At 58.9% G+C, this 16,445-nt stretch carries 20 protein-coding genes; 9 read left to right on the top strand and 11 right to left on the bottom strand.

All coding sequences use genetic code 11. From position 1 onward, the window contains the following. Positions 1 to 15: 15 nt before the first annotated feature. Complete coding sequence (gene gmk / locus MMS95_RS08625; protein WP_004931218.1) at positions 16 to 639, bottom strand: guanylate kinase; 624 nt, start codon at positions 637 to 639, stop codon at positions 16 to 18. Positions 640 to 849: 210 nt separating this feature from the next. Next, positions 850 to 1,467 (bottom strand): trimeric intracellular cation channel family protein, encoded by a 618-nt coding sequence (locus MMS95_RS08620; protein WP_025304704.1) that lies wholly within the window; start codon positions 1,465 to 1,467, stop codon positions 850 to 852. Positions 1,468 to 1,720: 253 nt separating this feature from the next. Between MMS95_RS08620 and MMS95_RS08615 the strand changes: the two genes are divergently transcribed. Continuing rightward, the gene (locus MMS95_RS08615) at positions 1,721 to 2,158 is read left to right on the top strand and encodes a DUF3574 domain-containing protein (RefSeq protein WP_176326564.1); all 438 of its coding nucleotides are present in this window, start codon (positions 1,721 to 1,723) and stop codon (positions 2,156 to 2,158) included. A gap of 34 nt (positions 2,159 to 2,192) precedes the next feature. On the opposite strand, the gene MMS95_RS08610 is transcribed toward MMS95_RS08615, so the two are convergent. Continuing rightward, entirely contained in the window at positions 2,193 to 3,377 is a 1,185-nt protein-coding gene (locus MMS95_RS08610) for a nucleoside transporter C-terminal domain-containing protein (protein ID WP_004931212.1), read from the bottom strand. A 375-nt stretch (positions 3,378 to 3,752) separates the two neighbouring features. Between MMS95_RS08610 and MMS95_RS08605 the strand changes: the two genes are divergently transcribed. Then, positions 3,753 to 4,142 carry a hypothetical protein gene (locus MMS95_RS08605; RefSeq protein ID WP_015379442.1) on the top strand — a complete coding sequence of 130 codons (390 nt, stop codon included), beginning with the start codon at positions 3,753 to 3,755 and terminating at the stop codon, positions 4,140 to 4,142. A gap of 55 nt (positions 4,143 to 4,197) precedes the next feature. Here MMS95_RS08605 and MMS95_RS08600 read toward each other — a convergent pair whose 3' ends face one another. Beyond that, positions 4,198 to 5,061: a YicC/YloC family endoribonuclease gene (locus MMS95_RS08600; RefSeq protein ID WP_015379441.1), complete on the bottom strand. Its 864-nt coding sequence runs from the start codon at positions 5,059 to 5,061 to the stop codon at positions 4,198 to 4,200. Between the two features lie 126 nt (positions 5,062 to 5,187). On the opposite strand from MMS95_RS08600, the gene rph reads away from it, so the two are divergent. Both rph and pyrE read left to right on the top strand, forming a co-directional pair. After that, complete coding sequence (rph, locus tag MMS95_RS08595) at positions 5,188 to 5,904, top strand: ribonuclease PH (protein WP_025160305.1); 717 nt, start codon at positions 5,188 to 5,190, stop codon at positions 5,902 to 5,904. 96 nt (positions 5,905 to 6,000) lie between these two features. Further along, positions 6,001 to 6,642: an orotate phosphoribosyltransferase gene (pyrE, locus tag MMS95_RS08590; protein ID WP_049205345.1), complete on the top strand. Its 642-nt coding sequence runs from the start codon at positions 6,001 to 6,003 to the stop codon at positions 6,640 to 6,642. A 31-nt stretch (positions 6,643 to 6,673) separates the two neighbouring features. On the opposite strand, the gene slmA is transcribed toward pyrE, so the two are convergent. From slmA to coaBC, 3 genes are all read right to left on the bottom strand, one after another. After that, positions 6,674 to 7,270, bottom strand: coding sequence for a nucleoid occlusion factor SlmA (gene slmA, locus MMS95_RS08585; RefSeq protein WP_004931203.1), 597 nt, complete (start codon positions 7,268 to 7,270; stop codon positions 6,674 to 6,676). Between the two features lie 251 nt (positions 7,271 to 7,521). Next, a complete protein-coding gene (gene dut, locus MMS95_RS08580) occupies positions 7,522 to 7,980 on the bottom strand; it encodes a dUTP diphosphatase (protein WP_015379440.1) in 459 nt (152 codons plus the stop codon). Next, on the bottom strand, positions 7,958 to 9,175 hold the full coding sequence (coaBC, locus tag MMS95_RS08575) for a bifunctional phosphopantothenoylcysteine decarboxylase/phosphopantothenate--cysteine ligase CoaBC (RefSeq protein ID WP_043129414.1): 1,218 nt from the start codon (positions 9,173 to 9,175) through the stop codon (positions 7,958 to 7,960). Before coaBC ends, dut begins: the two co-directional genes overlap by 23 nt. A 183-nt stretch (positions 9,176 to 9,358) precedes the next feature. Here coaBC and radC point away from each other — a divergent pair, with 183 nt between their 5' ends. The 4 genes from radC (at position 9,359) to mutM (ending at position 11,617) form a co-directional block, all read left to right on the top strand. After that, a complete protein-coding gene (gene radC / locus MMS95_RS08570; protein WP_004931197.1) occupies positions 9,359 to 10,042 on the top strand; it encodes a DNA repair protein RadC in 684 nt (227 codons plus the stop codon). 262 nt (positions 10,043 to 10,304) lie between these two features. Continuing rightward, complete coding sequence (rpmB, locus tag MMS95_RS08565) at positions 10,305 to 10,541, top strand: 50S ribosomal protein L28 (RefSeq protein ID WP_004931195.1); 237 nt, start codon at positions 10,305 to 10,307, stop codon at positions 10,539 to 10,541. 11 nt (positions 10,542 to 10,552) lie between these two features. Then, entirely contained in the window at positions 10,553 to 10,720 is a 168-nt protein-coding gene (gene rpmG, locus MMS95_RS08560) for a 50S ribosomal protein L33 (protein WP_002442576.1), read from the top strand. An 81-nt stretch (positions 10,721 to 10,801) separates the two neighbouring features. After that, on the top strand, positions 10,802 to 11,617 hold the full coding sequence (mutM, locus tag MMS95_RS08555; RefSeq protein ID WP_015379438.1) for a bifunctional DNA-formamidopyrimidine glycosylase/DNA-(apurinic or apyrimidinic site) lyase: 816 nt from the start codon (positions 10,802 to 10,804) through the stop codon (positions 11,615 to 11,617). Positions 11,618 to 11,620: 3 nt separating this feature from the next. On the opposite strand, the gene coaD is transcribed toward mutM, so the two are convergent. Genes coaD through waaA form a run of 3 tightly spaced genes read right to left on the bottom strand, consistent with a single transcriptional unit; the run spans position 11,621 to position 14,161 of the window. Continuing rightward, positions 11,621 to 12,106, bottom strand: coding sequence for a pantetheine-phosphate adenylyltransferase (coaD, locus tag MMS95_RS08550; protein ID WP_004931181.1), 486 nt, complete (start codon positions 12,104 to 12,106; stop codon positions 11,621 to 11,623). 3 nt (positions 12,107 to 12,109) lie between these two features. Next, on the bottom strand, positions 12,110 to 12,883 hold the full coding sequence (locus tag MMS95_RS08545) for a glycosyltransferase family 2 protein (RefSeq protein WP_118892627.1): 774 nt from the start codon (positions 12,881 to 12,883) through the stop codon (positions 12,110 to 12,112). After that, entirely contained in the window at positions 12,884 to 14,161 is a 1,278-nt protein-coding gene (gene waaA / locus MMS95_RS08540; RefSeq protein WP_015379436.1) for a lipid IV(A) 3-deoxy-D-manno-octulosonic acid transferase, read from the bottom strand. 125 nt (positions 14,162 to 14,286) lie between these two features. Here waaA and MMS95_RS08535 point away from each other — a divergent pair, with 125 nt between their 5' ends. Then, the gene (locus tag MMS95_RS08535; RefSeq protein WP_075684477.1) at positions 14,287 to 15,300 is read left to right on the top strand and encodes a glycosyltransferase family 9 protein; all 1,014 of its coding nucleotides are present in this window, start codon (positions 14,287 to 14,289) and stop codon (positions 15,298 to 15,300) included. Positions 15,301 to 15,344: 44 nt separating this feature from the next. On the opposite strand, the gene MMS95_RS08530 is transcribed toward MMS95_RS08535, so the two are convergent. Continuing rightward, entirely contained in the window at positions 15,345 to 16,445 is a 1,101-nt protein-coding gene (locus MMS95_RS08530; protein ID WP_242141571.1) for a glycosyltransferase, read from the bottom strand.

Genomic DNA, 16,445 nt, shown 5'->3' with positions numbered 1-16,445 from the left:
ATACTGAAACTGCCTTCAGTCTGCCAATAGTTTGCTGATTAAAGCGTCATGCCGCAGCAACTGGCGGCCCAAACGCAGGCGTTCGGCGCGAATGATGGTCTTCAGATCGGACAGCGCCAGATCGAAATCATCGTTCACGATCAGGTAATCGTACTCCGCGTAATGCGTCATTTCCGCCACGGCCTGGGCCATGCGTTTGGCGATCACCTCTTCGGAATCCTGCCCGCGCCCGCGCAGGCGGCGGCCCAGTTCTTCCTTCGATGGCGGCAGAATGAAGATGCTGCGCGCCTGCGGCATTTTGGCGCGGATTTGCTGCGCGCCCTGCCAGTCGATATCCAGAAACACGTCCACGCCGGTCGCCAACACTTGTTCGATGGCGGCGCGTGAGGTGCCGTAATAGTTGCCGAACACTTCGGCGTGCTCAAGAAACGCATCCTGCTCGATCATCCGGCGGAATTCGTCTTTCGAGACGAAGAAATAGTGCTCGCCGTGATTTTCACCCGGGCGGCTGTCGCGCGTGGTGTGCGAAACCGAAACCTGCGTGTCGTACAGCGGTTGCGTCTTTAACAAAGCCTGAATCAGACTTGATTTACCTGCGCCACTGGGAGCAGAGACAATATAAAGCGTGCCTTGAGCCATGATGATGTTCGTTGATAACGGTTGATATGCCAAAAACAGCGGATGTGTATTTTCTCCGCACAGTATACACGGCTAACGCGCCGGGTGCAGCGTTAGCTCGCATTTTGCCCGTGGCTTTGCGCGGAAAAAGCGTCGAATGCGCGAATATGCGCGCTGAAGAGCGATATTTTGGCAGTTTTGGCCCAGCGGCGGCGCGCTGCCGCCCCGGGATCAGTGATCCGGATGCTGGTAGTTGAACACCGGCAGGCCGAGGCGGAAGCGCAGGGCGATAAGACGCGCGCTCAGGCCGGCGACCAAGGTGAGGATCACGACCAGATTGTGCGGCAGGCTGAGGTGCTGCAGGCCGATATACAGCCAGGCGGCGCTGAAGGAGATGCCGGCGTAGATCTCTTTCTGGAAAACCAGCGGGATACGGTTGCAGAACATGTCGCGCAGCACCCCGCCGAAGACGCCGGTGATCACTGCGGCGATGGCGGCGATAATCGCGCTGTGCCCCATATCCAGCGCCACCTGCGCGCCGATGATCGAGAAAACGATCAGGCCGACGGCGTCGAGCACCAGGAACAGGCGGCGCAGATGGCGCATCAGAGGAGCCACCCAGGTGGTGACGATCGCCGCTATTGCGACGATGACGATGTATTCCGGATGCTTGACCCAGCCCAACGGAAAATGCCCGAGCAACATATCGCGCACCGACCCGCCGCCGATCGCGGTGACCGAGGCGATGATGATCACGCCGAACATGTCCATTTGGCGGCGGCCGGCCGCCAACGCGCCGGTCATGGCTTCGGCGGTGATGCCGATGATATAAAGGATGCTCAGTAACATAAGGGATTCACAGCGTACTTGCGTCAGAATGATGGCCGGCAGGGTAATCGCCGCCGAGGACGCGCGCCACTGAGTTTTTTTCACCGATGGCATTTCGGATTAATATAGCTAATCCAAACTCCGTTTTTATTGCCGATAACCAGCCTTTTTTAACATCTGGCTGTTAATGAAAGCATTAGAAATTTCGCGCTAATTTCCATCGCTGACTATGATTTTTGCAGCGAATCCTTCAACCGAGAAACCGAGACTGCAGATGAAAAATTCTCCGAGACTGGCCGCCGGCGCCGTGGTGGCTGCCGCCCTGCTGCTGAGCGGCTGCGTGGCGCCAGGCCACCAGGCTGATTCCCCCACCCCGGCTTGCCGCACCGGCGATCCGCTGGTGCAGACAACGCTCTACTTCGGCCTGAATCGGCCGGCGGGGCCGGCGATCACCGCCGCCGAGTGGCAAACCTTCGTCGATAGCCAGGTGACACCACGTTTTAAAGACGGGCTGACGGTGTTTGATGCCAAAGGGCAGTGGCTGGGCCACGACGGCAAACTGGCGCGCGAGGACAGCAAGGCGCTGCTGCTGATCCATGCGCCGGGCAAAGAGAGCGAGGCGAATATCGAGGCGCTGCGCAGCGGCTATAAGCAGCAGTTTGCGCAGGATTCGGTGATGCGGGTGGATGCGCCGGTGTGCGTGGCGTTTTGAAACGCACTCCCGGCCGTCTGGCCGGGAGTGAGGATTACAGCACCAGGCCGGCGATGGCTGCCGACAACAGGCTCACCAGCGTCGAGCCGTAAACCAGCTTCAGGCCAAAACGGGAAACCACGTTGCCTTGCTGCTCGTTCAGTCCTTTGATGGCGCCGGCGACGATGCCGATGGAGGCGAAGTTGGCGAACGACACCAGGAACACCGACAAAATGCCCAGCCCGCGCGGCGACAGCTCCGCCGCGATCTTCTTCAGTTCAATCATCGCCACGAATTCGTTGGCCACCAGTTTGGTCGCCATGATGCTGCCCGCCTTCAGGGCCTCCTCCGCCGGGATGCCGATCAGCCAGGCCAGCGGATAGAACACGTAGCCGAGGATCTGCTGGAAGCTGATGCCGAGCACCGCCGAGAACAACGCGTTGACGGCGGAGATCAGCGCGATAAAGCCGATCAGCATCGCCGCGATGATCATCGCAATCTTGAAGCCGGCCAGAATGTACTCGCCCAACATTTCGAAGAAGCTCTGATCTTCGTGCAGCTTGTTCAGCTTCAGCTCCGGCTCGTCTTCAACCTGATACGGGTTGATGATCGACAGGATGATGAAGGTGCTGAACATATTAAGGATCAAGGCCGCCACCACGTACTGCGCGTCGATCATCGACATGTAGGCGCCGACGATGGAGAGCGATACCGTCGACATGGCGGTCGCGGCCATGGTGTACATGCGGCGCGGCGAGATGTCGCCGATGATGCCCTTGTAGGCGATGAAGTTCTCTGACTGCCCCAGCACCAGCGTGCTGACGGCGTTGAACGATTCCAGTTTGCCCATGCCGTTGACCTTGGACAGCAGGGTGCCCACCAGGCGGATGATCAGCGGCAGGATGCGGAAATGCTGCAAAATGCCGATCAGGGCGGAAATAAAGATGATAGGGCACAAAACGCCGAGGAAGATAAACGCCAGGCCATCCTTGCTCATGCCGCCGAATACGAACTCCGATCCTTGGGCGGCGTAGGCGAGCAGGGTGTCGAAGAAGCCGGCGACGTGTTTGATCACGCTGAGCCCGCTGGCGGAGTGCAGGAAGAAGTAGGCCAGCGCGCCTTCGATCACCAACAGCTGGATGATATAGCGCAGGCGGATTTTCTTGCGATTATTGCTGACCAGCAGCGCCAGGGCGATGATCACCACCAGGGCCATAATAAATTGCAGAATTTGTGGCATAAACGGTCCGTACGGTTCACGGGCAGGAAAAAAACACATTTAGCCACAGCATCGCCGTCCTTTCATTACCTTGCGTGATAATTAGAACAAAATACTTATGGCGTGCGGGATATCTTACCGAATGTCATCCACACGCGCTGCTCGGCAGTTTTTCATAAGCCCCCGAAGTGCCTTAGTGAGCCGTCTTCCATGATGCCTGCCGGCTCGCAGCCTGATGCAACCACCGTCCCGCACGTTCAGGCGCCTGGAATCTGGCTCGCAATGGGCGATTTTTCATGGCGCAAAGCGTGGCTTTCTTGGCTGAGGAAGAGAAACATGTTTGGACAAGGCGCCGGTCGCGATCGGCACGCATTTTATCGAACAAGGAGGCGAACGATGAATACCGGCACGTTGCTCAGGGCGCTGGCCAACGGCGTTAATCCCGACACCGGCGAGCTGTTGAGACCGGCTTCAGCGGCCTGCGCGCCGGAGGCTATCCGCCTGCTGTTTGCATTGGCCAACGAGTTCGACGGTGAATCCGAACTGCAGAAAAAAGCCAGGCTGACGCCGGAAGAAAAGCAGCAGAAGAATCTGGCCGAGGGCCGGCCGGCCAATGCTTACTTCCCCTGGCCGGAAGAAGAAAAACTGCGGCTGCGCGAGAGCCATGCGGCCGGGGCGACGCTGGAGGCGCTGAGCGATGAGTTCGAGCGCTCAACCTGGAGCATTGCGGTGCAGCTGCAGAAAATGGGGTTGATCGGTGAGGAGCAGGCGGCCGCCTATCGCTGATCTGCAGCCATAAAAAAGCCCGCGTGGCGCGGGCTTGATGGCGTGCGGAGCGGGATCACTCGATGTTCTGGATCTGCTCGCGCATCTGTTCGATCAGCACCTTCAGCTCGATGGCGGAGGCGGTGACGTCGGCATTGATCGACTTGGAGGCCAGGGTGTTCGATTCGCGGTTGAACTCCTGCATCATGAAGTCGAGGCGGCGGCCGACGGCTTCTTTCTTCTTCAGGATGTTGTGCGTCTCTTTCACGTGCGCTTCCAGGCGGTCCAGCTCTTCGGCGACGTCGATGCGCTGCGCCATCAGCACCAGCTCCTGCTCCAGGCGGGTGTTTTCCAGCTGCACCTGCGCCTCTTCCAGCTTGCTGACCAGGCGTTCGCGCTGCCATTGCAGGATGTTCGGCATCTGGGCGCGCACTTTGACCACTTCGGCGCTGACGCCGTCGAGGCGCTGTTCGATCAGCGTTTTCAGCGCGGCGCCTTCGCTTTCGCGTGCGACGATGAAGTCATCCAGCGCGCCGTCCAGCGCCTGCATCAGCTCGGCGCTGATGGCGTCCAGATCCTGCTCCTGCGCGGACATCACGCCCGGCCAGCGCAGCACGTCTATCGGGTTGATTTCCCCTTCGTCGCTTTGCATTTTCACCCAGTTGGCGGCTTCGACCAGCTGTTTGGCCAGCTTTTCGTTCAGGATCAACGAGCTTTGCGCGCTTGGATCCAGTTCGAAACGCAGGTTGCATTCGACTTTGCCGCGGGTCAGGCGGCCACGGATACGTTCACGGATCACCGGCTCCAGGCTGCGGAATTGTTCCGGCAGGCGGATGTAGGTTTCTAAGTAGCGCTGGTTAACGGAACGCAGCTCCCAGGCTGCGCTGCCCCATTCACCCTTGATTTCACGCCGGGCGTAGGCGGTCATGCTGCGGATCATTGATGCGTACCCGTAATAGGAAAAGATGGGGCGATTATAGCGTCGCGGCTGCGGGCAGGATAGGCATTACGTCACGAAGCCCGTATAATGCGCAGCCAATAGTTGATTTGAAGCCGGAGAGAGCCCATGCGTCCTGCAGGCAGAGCACCACAGCAAGTTCGCCCCCTGACACTGACCCGTCACTATACCAAACACGCTGAAGGTTCAGTGCTGGTTGAGTTTGGCGATACCAAAGTCTTGTGCACCGCCACGGTAGAAGAGGGCGTTCCGCGCTTCCTGAAAGGCCAGGGGCAAGGTTGGATCACCGCCGAGTACGGTATGCTGCCGCGCTCCACCCACAGCCGCAACGCCCGTGAAGCCGCCAAAGGCAAGCAGGGCGGCCGCACGCTGGAAATCCAGCGTCTGATCGCCCGCTCGCTGCGTGCCGCGGTGGATCTGAAAAAGCTCGGTGAATTCACCATCACCCTCGACTGCGACGTACTGCAGGCCGACGGCGGTACCCGCACCGCCTCCATCTCCGGCGCCTGCGTGGCGCTGGCCGACGCGCTGAACACCCTGGTGGCCAACGGCAAGCTGAAAGCCAACCCGATGAAGGGCATGGTGGCGGCGGTTTCCGTCGGCATCGTCAATGGCGAAGCGCTGTGCGATCTGGAGTATGTGGAAGATTCCGCCGCGGAAACCGATATGAACGTGGTGATGATGGAAGACGGCCGCATGATTGAAGTGCAGGGCACCGCCGAAGGCGAGCCGTTCAGCCATGATGAGCTGTTGGCGCTGTTGGCGCTGGCCCGAGGGGGCATCGAAACCATCTTCCAGGCGCAGAAAGCGGCGCTGGCGGACTGATTTTTCAAGGCGACTGAGAAGTCGCCTTTTTTATGCCCGGCGATCGGGCGGCAGTAATGACAAGACCCAAGCAGATTCAGACGAGGAGAAGCAGTAATGAAAGCCTATCAGCGCCAGTTTATCGAGTTCGCGCTTAACAAGCAGGTATTGAAGTTCGGCGAGTTCACCCTGAAATCCGGCCGCACCAGCCCGTATTTCTTCAACGCCGGCCTGTTTAATACCGGGCGCGATCTTGCGCTGTTGGGGCGCTTCTACGCCGAAGCCCTGATGGATTCCGGCATCGATTTCGACCTGCTGTTTGGCCCGGCCTATAAAGGCATTCCTATCGCCACCACCACGGCGGTGGCGCTGGCGGAACACCATGAGCGCGACGTGCCTTACTGCTTTAACCGCAAGGAAGCCAAAACTCATGGCGAAGGCGGTTCGCTGGTGGGCAGCCCGCTGCAGGGGCGCGTGATGCTGGTGGACGATGTGATCACCGCCGGCACCGCGATCCGCGAGTCGATGGAAATCATCGGCGCCAGCGGCGCTTCGCTGGCGGGTGTGCTGATCTCCCTCGACCGTCAGGAACGCGGCCGCGCGGATATCTCCGCCATTCAGGAAGTGGAACGCGACTATCACTGCAAGGTGATTTCGATCGTGACGCTGAAAGACCTGATCGCCTACCTGGAAGAGAAACCGGAGATGGCGGACCACCTGGCGGCGGTGCGCGCTTACCGCGAGCAGTTCGGGGTATAAATAACAACGCCGGGCATGCCCGGCGTTTTCGTTATTGCAGCTGTGCCGCTAATAGCGGCCAGCGGGCGTCGAATTCCTGCGTGGGGCGATAGCGGAATTCCGAACGCACATAGCGCGACAACATGCCTTCGCAGAAGGCCAGCAGTTGGCTGGCCAGCAGCGTTTCATCGACGATAAAGCCTTTGCCTTCGCGCAATTTGCGCTCTTTCAGCACCTGACGCAGCTGCGCCTCGATGCGCTCGAACAGCTGGTTGATGCGGCCCTGCAGGCGATCCTGTTCAAACATCAGCGCGTGGCCGGTCATGATGCGCGTCAGCCCTGGGTTGCGCTCCGCAAAGCCCAGAATCAGCAGCAAAATCAGGCGCAGACGATTAAACGTCTCTTTCTCGTCCTGCAAGATCAGGTTGATGCGGGTGATCAGGCTGTCTTCGATAAACTCGATCAGACTGTCGAACATCCGTGTCTTGCTGGGGAAATGCCGGTACAGCGCAGCTTCAGAAACACCCACGTTCGCGGCGAGCTTGGCGGTGGTGATGCGTTGGCTGCCGTCGCTGGATTCCAGCATCTGGGCTAACGCCTGCAATATTTCCTCGCGCCGATTCCTTTTCGTCTTTTCTTTTTCTGCCATGTCTGATTAGACCCTTGCTAAAACTTAACTGACGGAAACCCGCGCACCGGCCGCTGCAGAGCAGGCTCTGTGCGGCTTATGTGATAGCTTTTTTACGATGCTGGGGTCAGCGGCCTTAACGGCCTTTTTCCGCGCTGCCTGGTGTGCGCTGCAATTGTCGCGGTAAAACCTTGCCGCAGAGACATCCTTCTCCCCGGAAAGGCAAGGTTCAGGCGACGTTTCCCTGCCGGTCATCGTGCATTGGGTGGCGCTTAGTGGCGCCCCGAGTGGCCGAAGCCGCCTTCGCCGCGTTCGCTGCTGTCGAACTCTTCCACCAGGTTGAATTCGGCCTGCACCACCGGCACGAAGACCATCTGCGCGATACGTTCGCCCGGCTCGATGGTGAAGTGCTTCTGGCCGCGGTTCCACACGGACACCATCAGCTGGCCCTGGTAATCGGAGTCGATCAGGCCGACCAGATTGCCCAGCACGACGCCGTGCTTATGGCCCAGGCCTGAGCGCGGCAGGATCACCGCCGCCAGGCTGGCGTCGGCGATGTGGATCGCGAGGCCGGTAGGCAGCAGCGTGGTTTCACCCGGCGCCAGCTCTACCGCGCTGTCCAGACAGGCGCGCAGGTCGAGACCGGCAGAGCCCGGCGTAGCGTAGGTCGGTAGCGGGAAATCCTGACCGATGCGTGGGTCGAGGATCTTAACGTCGATTTTTTTCATCATAACGGCTGACTATCTCGTCTATTAAACGTTGGCCAAGGAGTGCCTTGTCGCTCAGCGCCAGGCGCTTTTCTCCATCCTGCCAAAAAAGGTGCAGGGCATTGGTGTCGCTGTTGAACCCGTGCTCTGCAAGCGATACATCGTTAGCGCAAATCAAATCCAGCTTCTTACGCGCCAGTTTTTGCCGCGCGTATTCTTCCACATTCTGGGTTTCGGCGGCAAACCCCACGACAAACGGTCGATTTTTGGTCATCGCCGCCACGCCGGCGACGATATCGGGGTTTTTTACCATCTTGAGGACGATTTCATCACCCTGTTTTTTTATTTTTTCATCGGCGATCCGCTCGGGGCGATAGTCGGCCACGGCGGCGCAGGAGATGAAAATCTGCTGCTGCGCGGCGCGTTGCTGCACCGCCTGCTCCATCTCCAGTGCGCTGGTAACGTCGACTCGGGTGACTGATGGCGGCGTCGGCAAATTGACCGGCCCGGCGATCAGCGTCACCTGCGCGCCGCGAGCGGCGGCTGCGCGGGCGATGGCGAAGCCCATTTTGCCGGAGCTGTGATTGCTGATGAAACGTACCGGATCCAGCGCTTCACGCGTCGGGCCGGCGGTGATCATAACCTGCAAATGTTGCAGATCCTGCGTGACAGAGAAATGGCCGTTCGCCAGCTCGACGATGTCCAGCGGATCCAGCATGCGGCCCGGGCCGACGTCGCCGCAGGCCTGGCTGCCGCTGTCAGGCCCCCAGAGCAGCATGCCGCGCGCCTGCAGCGTTTGCAGGTTGGCCTGCGTGGCGGCGGCGCGATACATCTGCTGGTTCATGGCGGGCGCGGCGGCGATAGGGGCGTCGGTCGCCAGGCAGACGGTGGTCAGCAGATCGTTGGCCATGCCGGCGGCGACGCGCGCCAGCAGATCGGCGGTCGCCGGCGCCAGAATCACCAGATCCGCCCATTTGCCGAGCTCGATGTGGCCCATGGCGGCTTCGGCGGCGGGATCCAACAGATCGTCGGACACCGGATAGCCGGAAACGGCCTGCAGCGTCAGCGGCGTAATGAACGCCTTGGCGGCGTGGGTCATCACCACGCGCACTTCCGCGCCCCTGTCGCGCAGGCGGCGCACCAGCTCTGGGCATTTGTAGGCGGCGATGCCGCCGCTGATGCCAAGCACAATATGTTTGCCGGAAAGTCCCGTCATCATCATTGTCCGATTGAAAGCCGAAAGATGCGCCATTTTAGCATATCCGCCGTTCAGGTGAGCGATTCCGCAATGGCTGCAGGGCGTTACATTGTGCTTTGCGAAACACTTCGCAATGTTATCAAACACCTGTCGAACGCGTCGGGTGGCGCATGGCATGCTGTAGCCCTTTCAGGGAGGAACACGATGAGCAACCCGATTGTGGCGTGCTGGCCGGGCGCGTTGGCGCCGCGTGAAAAGCTGTTGATGCAAGGGGCGGCGTCGTTGTCCGACGCAGAGCTGTTGGCCATTTTCTTGCGCACCGGATTGCCCGGCGTGCACGTGATGCAGCTGGCGGAGCAACTGCTGCGCCGATTCGGCTCGCTTTATCACCTGATGTCGGCCGATCATCAGGCTTTTTGCAGCCAAAAAGGCCTGGGCGACGCCAGCTATACCCAACTGCAGGCGATTGCCGAGCTGGCGCTGCGCTTCTTTTCCAGCCACTTGTCGCAGGAAAATGCCATGCTCAACCCGCGCGTTACCCAGCATTATCTGCAAAGCCTGCTGGCGCATCGCGAGCGAGAGGTCTTTTTGGTATTGTTTTTAGACAATCAGCATCGGGTTATTCGCCATCAGGAGATGTTTGCTGGTACCATCAGCAGCGTCGTCGTCTACCCGAGAGAAATTGTGCGCGAAGCGTTGAAGGCTAATGCCGCCGCGCTGATTCTCGCGCATAATCACCCTTCGGGTAAGGCTGAACCCAGTCATGCCGACCGTTTAATAACGGAACAGGTGGTGAAAGCCTGTCAGTTATTGGAGATCCGAGTGCTTGATCATTTGGTGATCGGTCGGGGTGAATGCGTCTCTTTTGCCGAGCGCGGATGGCTTTAAGCGATTTTTTCGCGATCCTTGTGGGATCTTTAGCTGTTCGGGACTTGAGCACTTACGCTTCAGAGCGTATACTACGCCACCTTTGAGAATCTTGGGTTTGGCGCAAGAGCCTATCTCAGCAGGTTTCTGACCTGATGTGTGGTTTCTACCTGATGACGAGAGTCTCCTCAGTATGAAGTTTGCTGAGATGGGCTCTAAAAGCCTGACGAGGCGGCCATACCCTATACGAAGCTCGAGCTGATTTGATTTTTGGAGAATAGACATGTCCCGAGTCTGCCAAGTTACTGGCAAGCGCCCGGTGAGCGGTAACAACCGTTCCCACGCAATGAACGCGACCAAACGCCGTTTTCTGCCTAACCTGCACTCACACCGTTTTTGGGTTGAGGCTGAGAAGCGCTTTGTAACTCTGCGTGTATCTGCTAAAGGTATGCGTGTTATCGATAAGAAGGGTATTGAGACGGTTCTGGCCGATCTGCGTGCCCGTGGTGAGAAGTATTAAGGAACTGAATCATGGCTAAAGGTGTTCGCGAGAAGATCAAGCTGGTTTCTTCTGCTGGTACTGGTCACTTCTATACCACCACGAAGAACAAGCGTACTAAGCCGGAAAAATTGGAACTGAAGAAATTCGATCCAGTTGTCCGTCAGCACGTAGTATACAAAGAAGCTAAAATTAAATAATTTTAGTGGATTAATGAAAAACCCGGCCTTGGCCGGGTTTTTTGTTTTATAAAGGGTAGAAAACGTCGGAGGGGAAGCCAGATGCCTGAATTACCGGAAGTTGAGACGAGCAGACGCGGTATAGAGCCTTATCTTGTCGGCCACAGCATTCAGTATGCGGTGGTGCGCAATGCGCGCCTGCGCTGGCCGGTTTCCGAGCAGATCCTGACGCTGAGCGATCGGCCGGTGCTCAGCGTGCAGCGCCGGGCCAAATACCTGCTGATCGAGCTGGAGAACGGTTGGATTATCGTGCACCTGGGCATGTCGGGCAGCCTGCGCATGCTGCGCGAGGAAAACGAAGACGAAGCCGGCAAACACGACCACGTCGATCTGGTGATCAGCAACGGCATGATCCTGCGCTATACCGATCCGCGCCGTTTCGGCGCCTGGCTGTGGTGCGAAGACCTGGCGACCAGCAGCGTGTTGGCGCATCTGGGGCCGGAACCGCTGAGCGAAGCGTTCAACGGCGACTACCTGTATGAAAAATCACGCAATAAGCGCACGCTGATCAAACCGTGGCTGATGGATAACAAGTTGGTGGTCGGCGTTGGTAACATTTACGCCAGCGAATCGCTGTTCAGCGCCGGGATCCTGCCCGATCGTCCGGCGGGATCGTTGAGCAAAGCCGAAGCGGAACTGCTGACGAAGACCATCAAGGCGGTGTTGCAGCGCTCTATCGAGCAGGGCGGCACGACATTGCGCGACTTTTTGCAGTCGGACGGCAAACCGGGGTATTTCGCGCAGGAGCTGCAGGTTTACGGGCGGGCGGGAGAACCGTGCCGCGCATGCGGCACGCCGATTGAATCCGCCAAGCACGGGCAGCGCAGCACCTTCTTTTGCCGCCGCTGCCAGCGCTGAGCATCACTCGGCGGCGAGCTTCGCCATCAGCGCCTGGGTGACCACATCGGGCAGGAAAGGCGCGATATCGCCGCCGTGGCGGGCGACCTCCTTCACCAGTGAGGAGGAGATGAACGACCACTCTTCGGAAGGCATCAGAAATACGCTTTCCAGCGTTGGCATCAAGTGACGGTTCATGTTCGCCAGCTGCAGTTCGTATTCAAAGTCAGACACCGCACGCAGCCCGCGCACCAGGATATTGGCGTTCTGGTGGGCGGCGAAGTGCGCCATCAGCTCACTGAAGCCCAGCACTTCCACATTGTCCAGATGCGAGGTGACCTGCGTCGCCAACGCCACGCGCTCATCCAGGCTGAACAGCGGTTTTTTGCTCGGGCTGGCGGCGATGGCCAGAATGACGTGATCGAACATCAGTGATGCGCGCGTCACTAAATCCAGGTGGCCGTTGGTCATGGGATCGAACGTCCCGGGATAGATGGCTTTGCTGGTCATGATTCACTTCTCTGAGTAGTTGCGGCCCAATGCCCATAATGCGGCATATTTATTGAAGGTATATTGCGCGTTGACCACCGCTAACAGCAACCCCTGTTTACCGTCCAGGAAGCCGGCGCGCAGCAGCCAGGTTTTGACGAAGGCGCCGAGCGTGTGGGTCAGGATGGACAGGTAGCCGCAGCGCTTGCCGGCCCGGTGGCGCTGGGTGGCCCACTCTTCGGCATAGCGCAGCTGTTTGCGCTGGAAGGCGAAGAAATCGCGGCAGGTCAGGTGCAGCATATCGCCGCTGAGAGGGATGACTTTGGCGCCGCCGATGTTCAGCGATTCGTGCACCAGATCGTCGTTATAGCGATAGCGTTGGTTGGCGTACAGGCGGTTGACGCGGTCGGGATACCAGCCGCTGTGGCGCATGAAGCGGCCGAGGAACAGGTTGCGCCGCGCGCAGCTGTAGACGGCGCCGTCCTCCGGCGCGTTCAACACCTGTTCGATAGATTGCCGCAGCTCGGGTGTAACGCGTTCGTCGGCGTCGATCATCAAAACGTAGTCATGGCTGGCGTAGCTTTGCGCCAGCTGACGCTGCTTGCCAAACCCTTGCCAATCGGTGTGGGTGAAGACTTTGGCGCCCAGGCTTTCGGCGACGGCGACGCTGTCGTCTTCGCTGCCGGAGTCCAGCACGATGATTTCATCGGCCCACTCGACCGAGCGCAGGCAGTCCGGCAACAGCCCGGCTTCGTTTTTGGCGATCATCACCACCGACAGGCTTTTGCGGCTGCTCATTCAGTGACTCCGGGGCGGCAGGTGCGGTTCCAGCAGCTGCAGCAGGCGCTGCAACGCTCCCTGATTCTGATACAGCACTTCCACCGCATGGCGGCCGTAGTAACGACGGTAGTCTTCGTCGGTCAGCAGGGTTGCCACTTCCTTCACCAGCGAATCGACATCGGTCACGGTGATCAGGCCTTCGGCTTGGGAGAGCTTGGCGCAGATGTCTTTAAAGTTGAAAGTATGCGGGCCCATCAACACCGGGATGGCGTGCGCGGCGGCTTCCAGCGGGTTGTGCCCGCCGCGTTCCACCAGGCTGCCGCCGACAAAGGCCAGATCGGCGATGCCGTACAGCAGCATCAGTTCGCCCATGGTATCGCCGATCACCACCTGGGTGCTGCCGGACGGGATTTCGCCGCTGCTGCGCAGGGTGTAACTGAAGCCGGCCTTCTGCACCAGCTCTTTGGCTGTCGGGAAGCGTTCCGGGTGACGCGGCACCAGGATCAGCAGCAGGTCAGGGTGTTTTTCCAGCAGCTTGCGGTGCGCTTCCAGCAGGATGGTTTCTTCACCGTCATGGGTGCTGGTGGCGATCCACACCGGGCGGCGCGGCGCCCATTGGCGGCGCAATGTAACGGCGCGGGCGGCCAGCTCCGGGGTGACGGAGATATCGAATTTCAGGCTGCCGGTGACGGCCAGCTGAGAGCGTTTCAGGCCCAGTTCGATAAACCGATCGCCATCTTCCTGGTTCTGTGCGGCGATCAGCGTGATGCGGCGCAGCATATCGCGCATGAATCCGCCAATTTTCTTATAGCCGGCGGCGGAGCGGGCCGACAGGCGTGCATTGGCGATCACCAGGGGGATTTGCCGCTGATGCAGCGCGTTGATCAGGTTAGGCCATAGCTCGGTTTCCATGATGATCACCAGCTTGGGATTCACCTGGTCGAGGAAGCGGTTCATGGCGCCGGGCAGATCGTAGGGCAGATAGACATGATGCACGTCTTTGCCGAAAGCGGACTGGACGCGTTCTGAACCTGTCGGGGTCATTGTGGTCACAGTTATCGGCAAAGCGGGGTAACGATGGCGCAGCGCCCGCACCAGCGGGATGGCCGCCAGCGTTTCGCCGACGGAGACGGAATGCAGCATGATGCCGCCTGGCACGACTTTCCCGGCGCAGAAGCCATAGCGTTCCGCCCAGCGTTTACGGTAGGCTGGAGCTTTGCGGCTGCGCAGCAGTAAGCGGAGCCAGATCAGGGGTTGGATGAGGTAGAGTAGTACCTGATATAAACGCAGCAACATTCTATCAATTTCATTTATATGGGTTATTCGGAATAGTACCATAACTGGAAGGGAAAGGCGCTAATTTGGTAACCTTGGGTGTCAGTTTCAGACAACCGGCGAGCGATTTCGCCGACAGGCTCGGAATGAAGAATATTTTAATTATTCGCCGCGATAACATCGGCGATCTTGTTTGCACCACGCCCTTGATTGAGGGGGTGAAAATTGCCTATCCGGACGCAAAAGTTTATCTGCTGATCAATAAAGTTAGCCAGGATGTTGTTAAAAACAATCCTCATCTCGAGAAAGTCTTTGTCTATAAAAAGGCCAAGCACAAGGCGAAAAATGAGACCACGTTGGGCGTTTATTTCGAACGCATGATGATCTTCCTGAAGCTGCGCAAAATAAAGTTCGATGCGGTTATTCTGGCCAACCCGGTGCCTTGCAAATACAGCCTGCGTCTAGCGAAAATGGCCGGCGCCACCCATATCATCGGCGCCGATCTGGGCACGAAAGCTATTCATCGCCCGTTCCGCAAGGACGATTTCCGCGGCCTCCATCAGGTCGAACACACCTACAGCTATTTATCGGCGATAACCGATCAATCCATTCCGATCCCGCCGGTGCGGGTGTTTCTGGCGCCTGAAGAGCGGCAATTGGCGGCACAGCGGCGGCAGGAACGTCTGCCGCCGGTCGAACGAGTCTGCGCCGTGCATATCAGCAGCCGCAGCCCGAAAAGGCGCTGGCCGGTTGAGCGCTATGCCGAAATCATCAACCGTCTGGTTGCCGATCCCCACACCGGCGTGCTGATCTTTTGGTCGCCTCAGGGCACGTTGGCACCGGACGACATCGGCGATCAGCAGCGCGCCGAACAGCTGCTGGCGCTGTGTCAAAACGAACGCGTCGCGCTTTATCCGACGGCGTCGGTGCGTGAGCTGTTGGGCGGGTTTGATTTATGCGACCGGGTGCTGTGCAGCGACGGTGGGCAGATGCATCTTGCTGCTGCGTTGAATAAGGACATGGTGGTGTTCTTTGGCGATACCGATAAAGTGTCCTGGCATCCATGGACTGGCCGCCATCATATTTTGCAAAGTGAATCGGGGCACTGTGAAGATGTTTCTGTCGATGAGGTTTGGCAGAAAATGCAGGCGCTCAACTAACGAAGAAAATAAGGCAGGCATCCCCTGCCTTATTTATTTTTTTATTATTCTTCTTTCAGCTCAATATATTGATGGCAAATAGGCTCAAGCCCATAGCTCAGCAATTGCTGTTGATTTATCTGCGGCGGGTTGGCGTAAACCTCCGCCATTTTTTCTGCCAGCGACGCTTCGTTTAATTCCGCCAGCGCGTTAGCCATGCCGGCTTTTTCCAGAATTTCCGCAGGGCCGCCCGGGCAGCGAGTGCTGACCACCGGTGTGCCGCACAGCAGCGATTCTACCAGTACGTTGCCAAACCCTTCGCTGTCGGAGCTGAGCACCAGCAGCGAGGCATGGCGGATAAACGGATAGGGATTGCTCTGGAAACCGAGGAACAACACGCGCTCTGCGATGCCCAAGTTTGTCGCCAGACGTTTGACCTCGTCGACTTTGGCGTCGTCACCGGACCCGATCAAGGCCAGCGGTGCCTGAATGCCGGAGAGCGCATAGGCTTTCAGCAGGCGGTCATGCCGCTTGGTGGTGTGAAAGCGGCCGACGTGCACCAGATAGTCCTGGCCGGCCAGTTCGCAAGGCGCCGCCGCCTGTTGCTGAATGGCGTCGATGTCGAACGGGTTGTTGATGACCGCCAACCGGCGCGGGCGGATCGGCAAATTCTGCTGCAGATCGCTGCCGACCGCCTGTGAAACGGCGACGATATTTCTTCCCTGGTAAACGTTGGCGATTTTGCGTTGCTTCAGCCAGCGGTCCAGACCCTTGCGGTGGCCGAGGTAGGACGTGGAGAGAATGCCGTGAATGCAGAACCACAGGCGATCCGCGGCCAACCGCTTGCTGCGGCTGACGATGCGATCGGTTTTATGCAGGTTGGAGAACACCAGATCGAACGCGCCGTGTTGGCGCTCGTGTTCGGCTATCGCGCGATCCAGCGCGGCGGCGCGGCGCGACAGCTCGGTCAGCTTGCGCCAGGGGGCACGGCTGCGATCGGCCACCACCTGATAATCAATGCCCGGTGGAATAGGGTAATTGCAGACGTCGCGCAGCGAGATCAGACTGACGTCGTGCCCCTGTTGCTGCATGCCCTGACACAGGGTCAGCACCACTTTTTCCGCGCCGCCTCCCGGCAGGCCATCGATGATCATCAGAATACGCAT

The organism is Serratia sp. PGPR-27, assembly GCF_022678525.1.
In the GTDB taxonomy this organism is placed as follows: Bacteria; Pseudomonadota; Gammaproteobacteria; order Enterobacterales; family Enterobacteriaceae; genus Serratia; species Serratia nematodiphila.
Note: the sequence above shows the minus strand (reverse complement) of the source record. Positions and strands in the feature narration are given on the sequence as shown.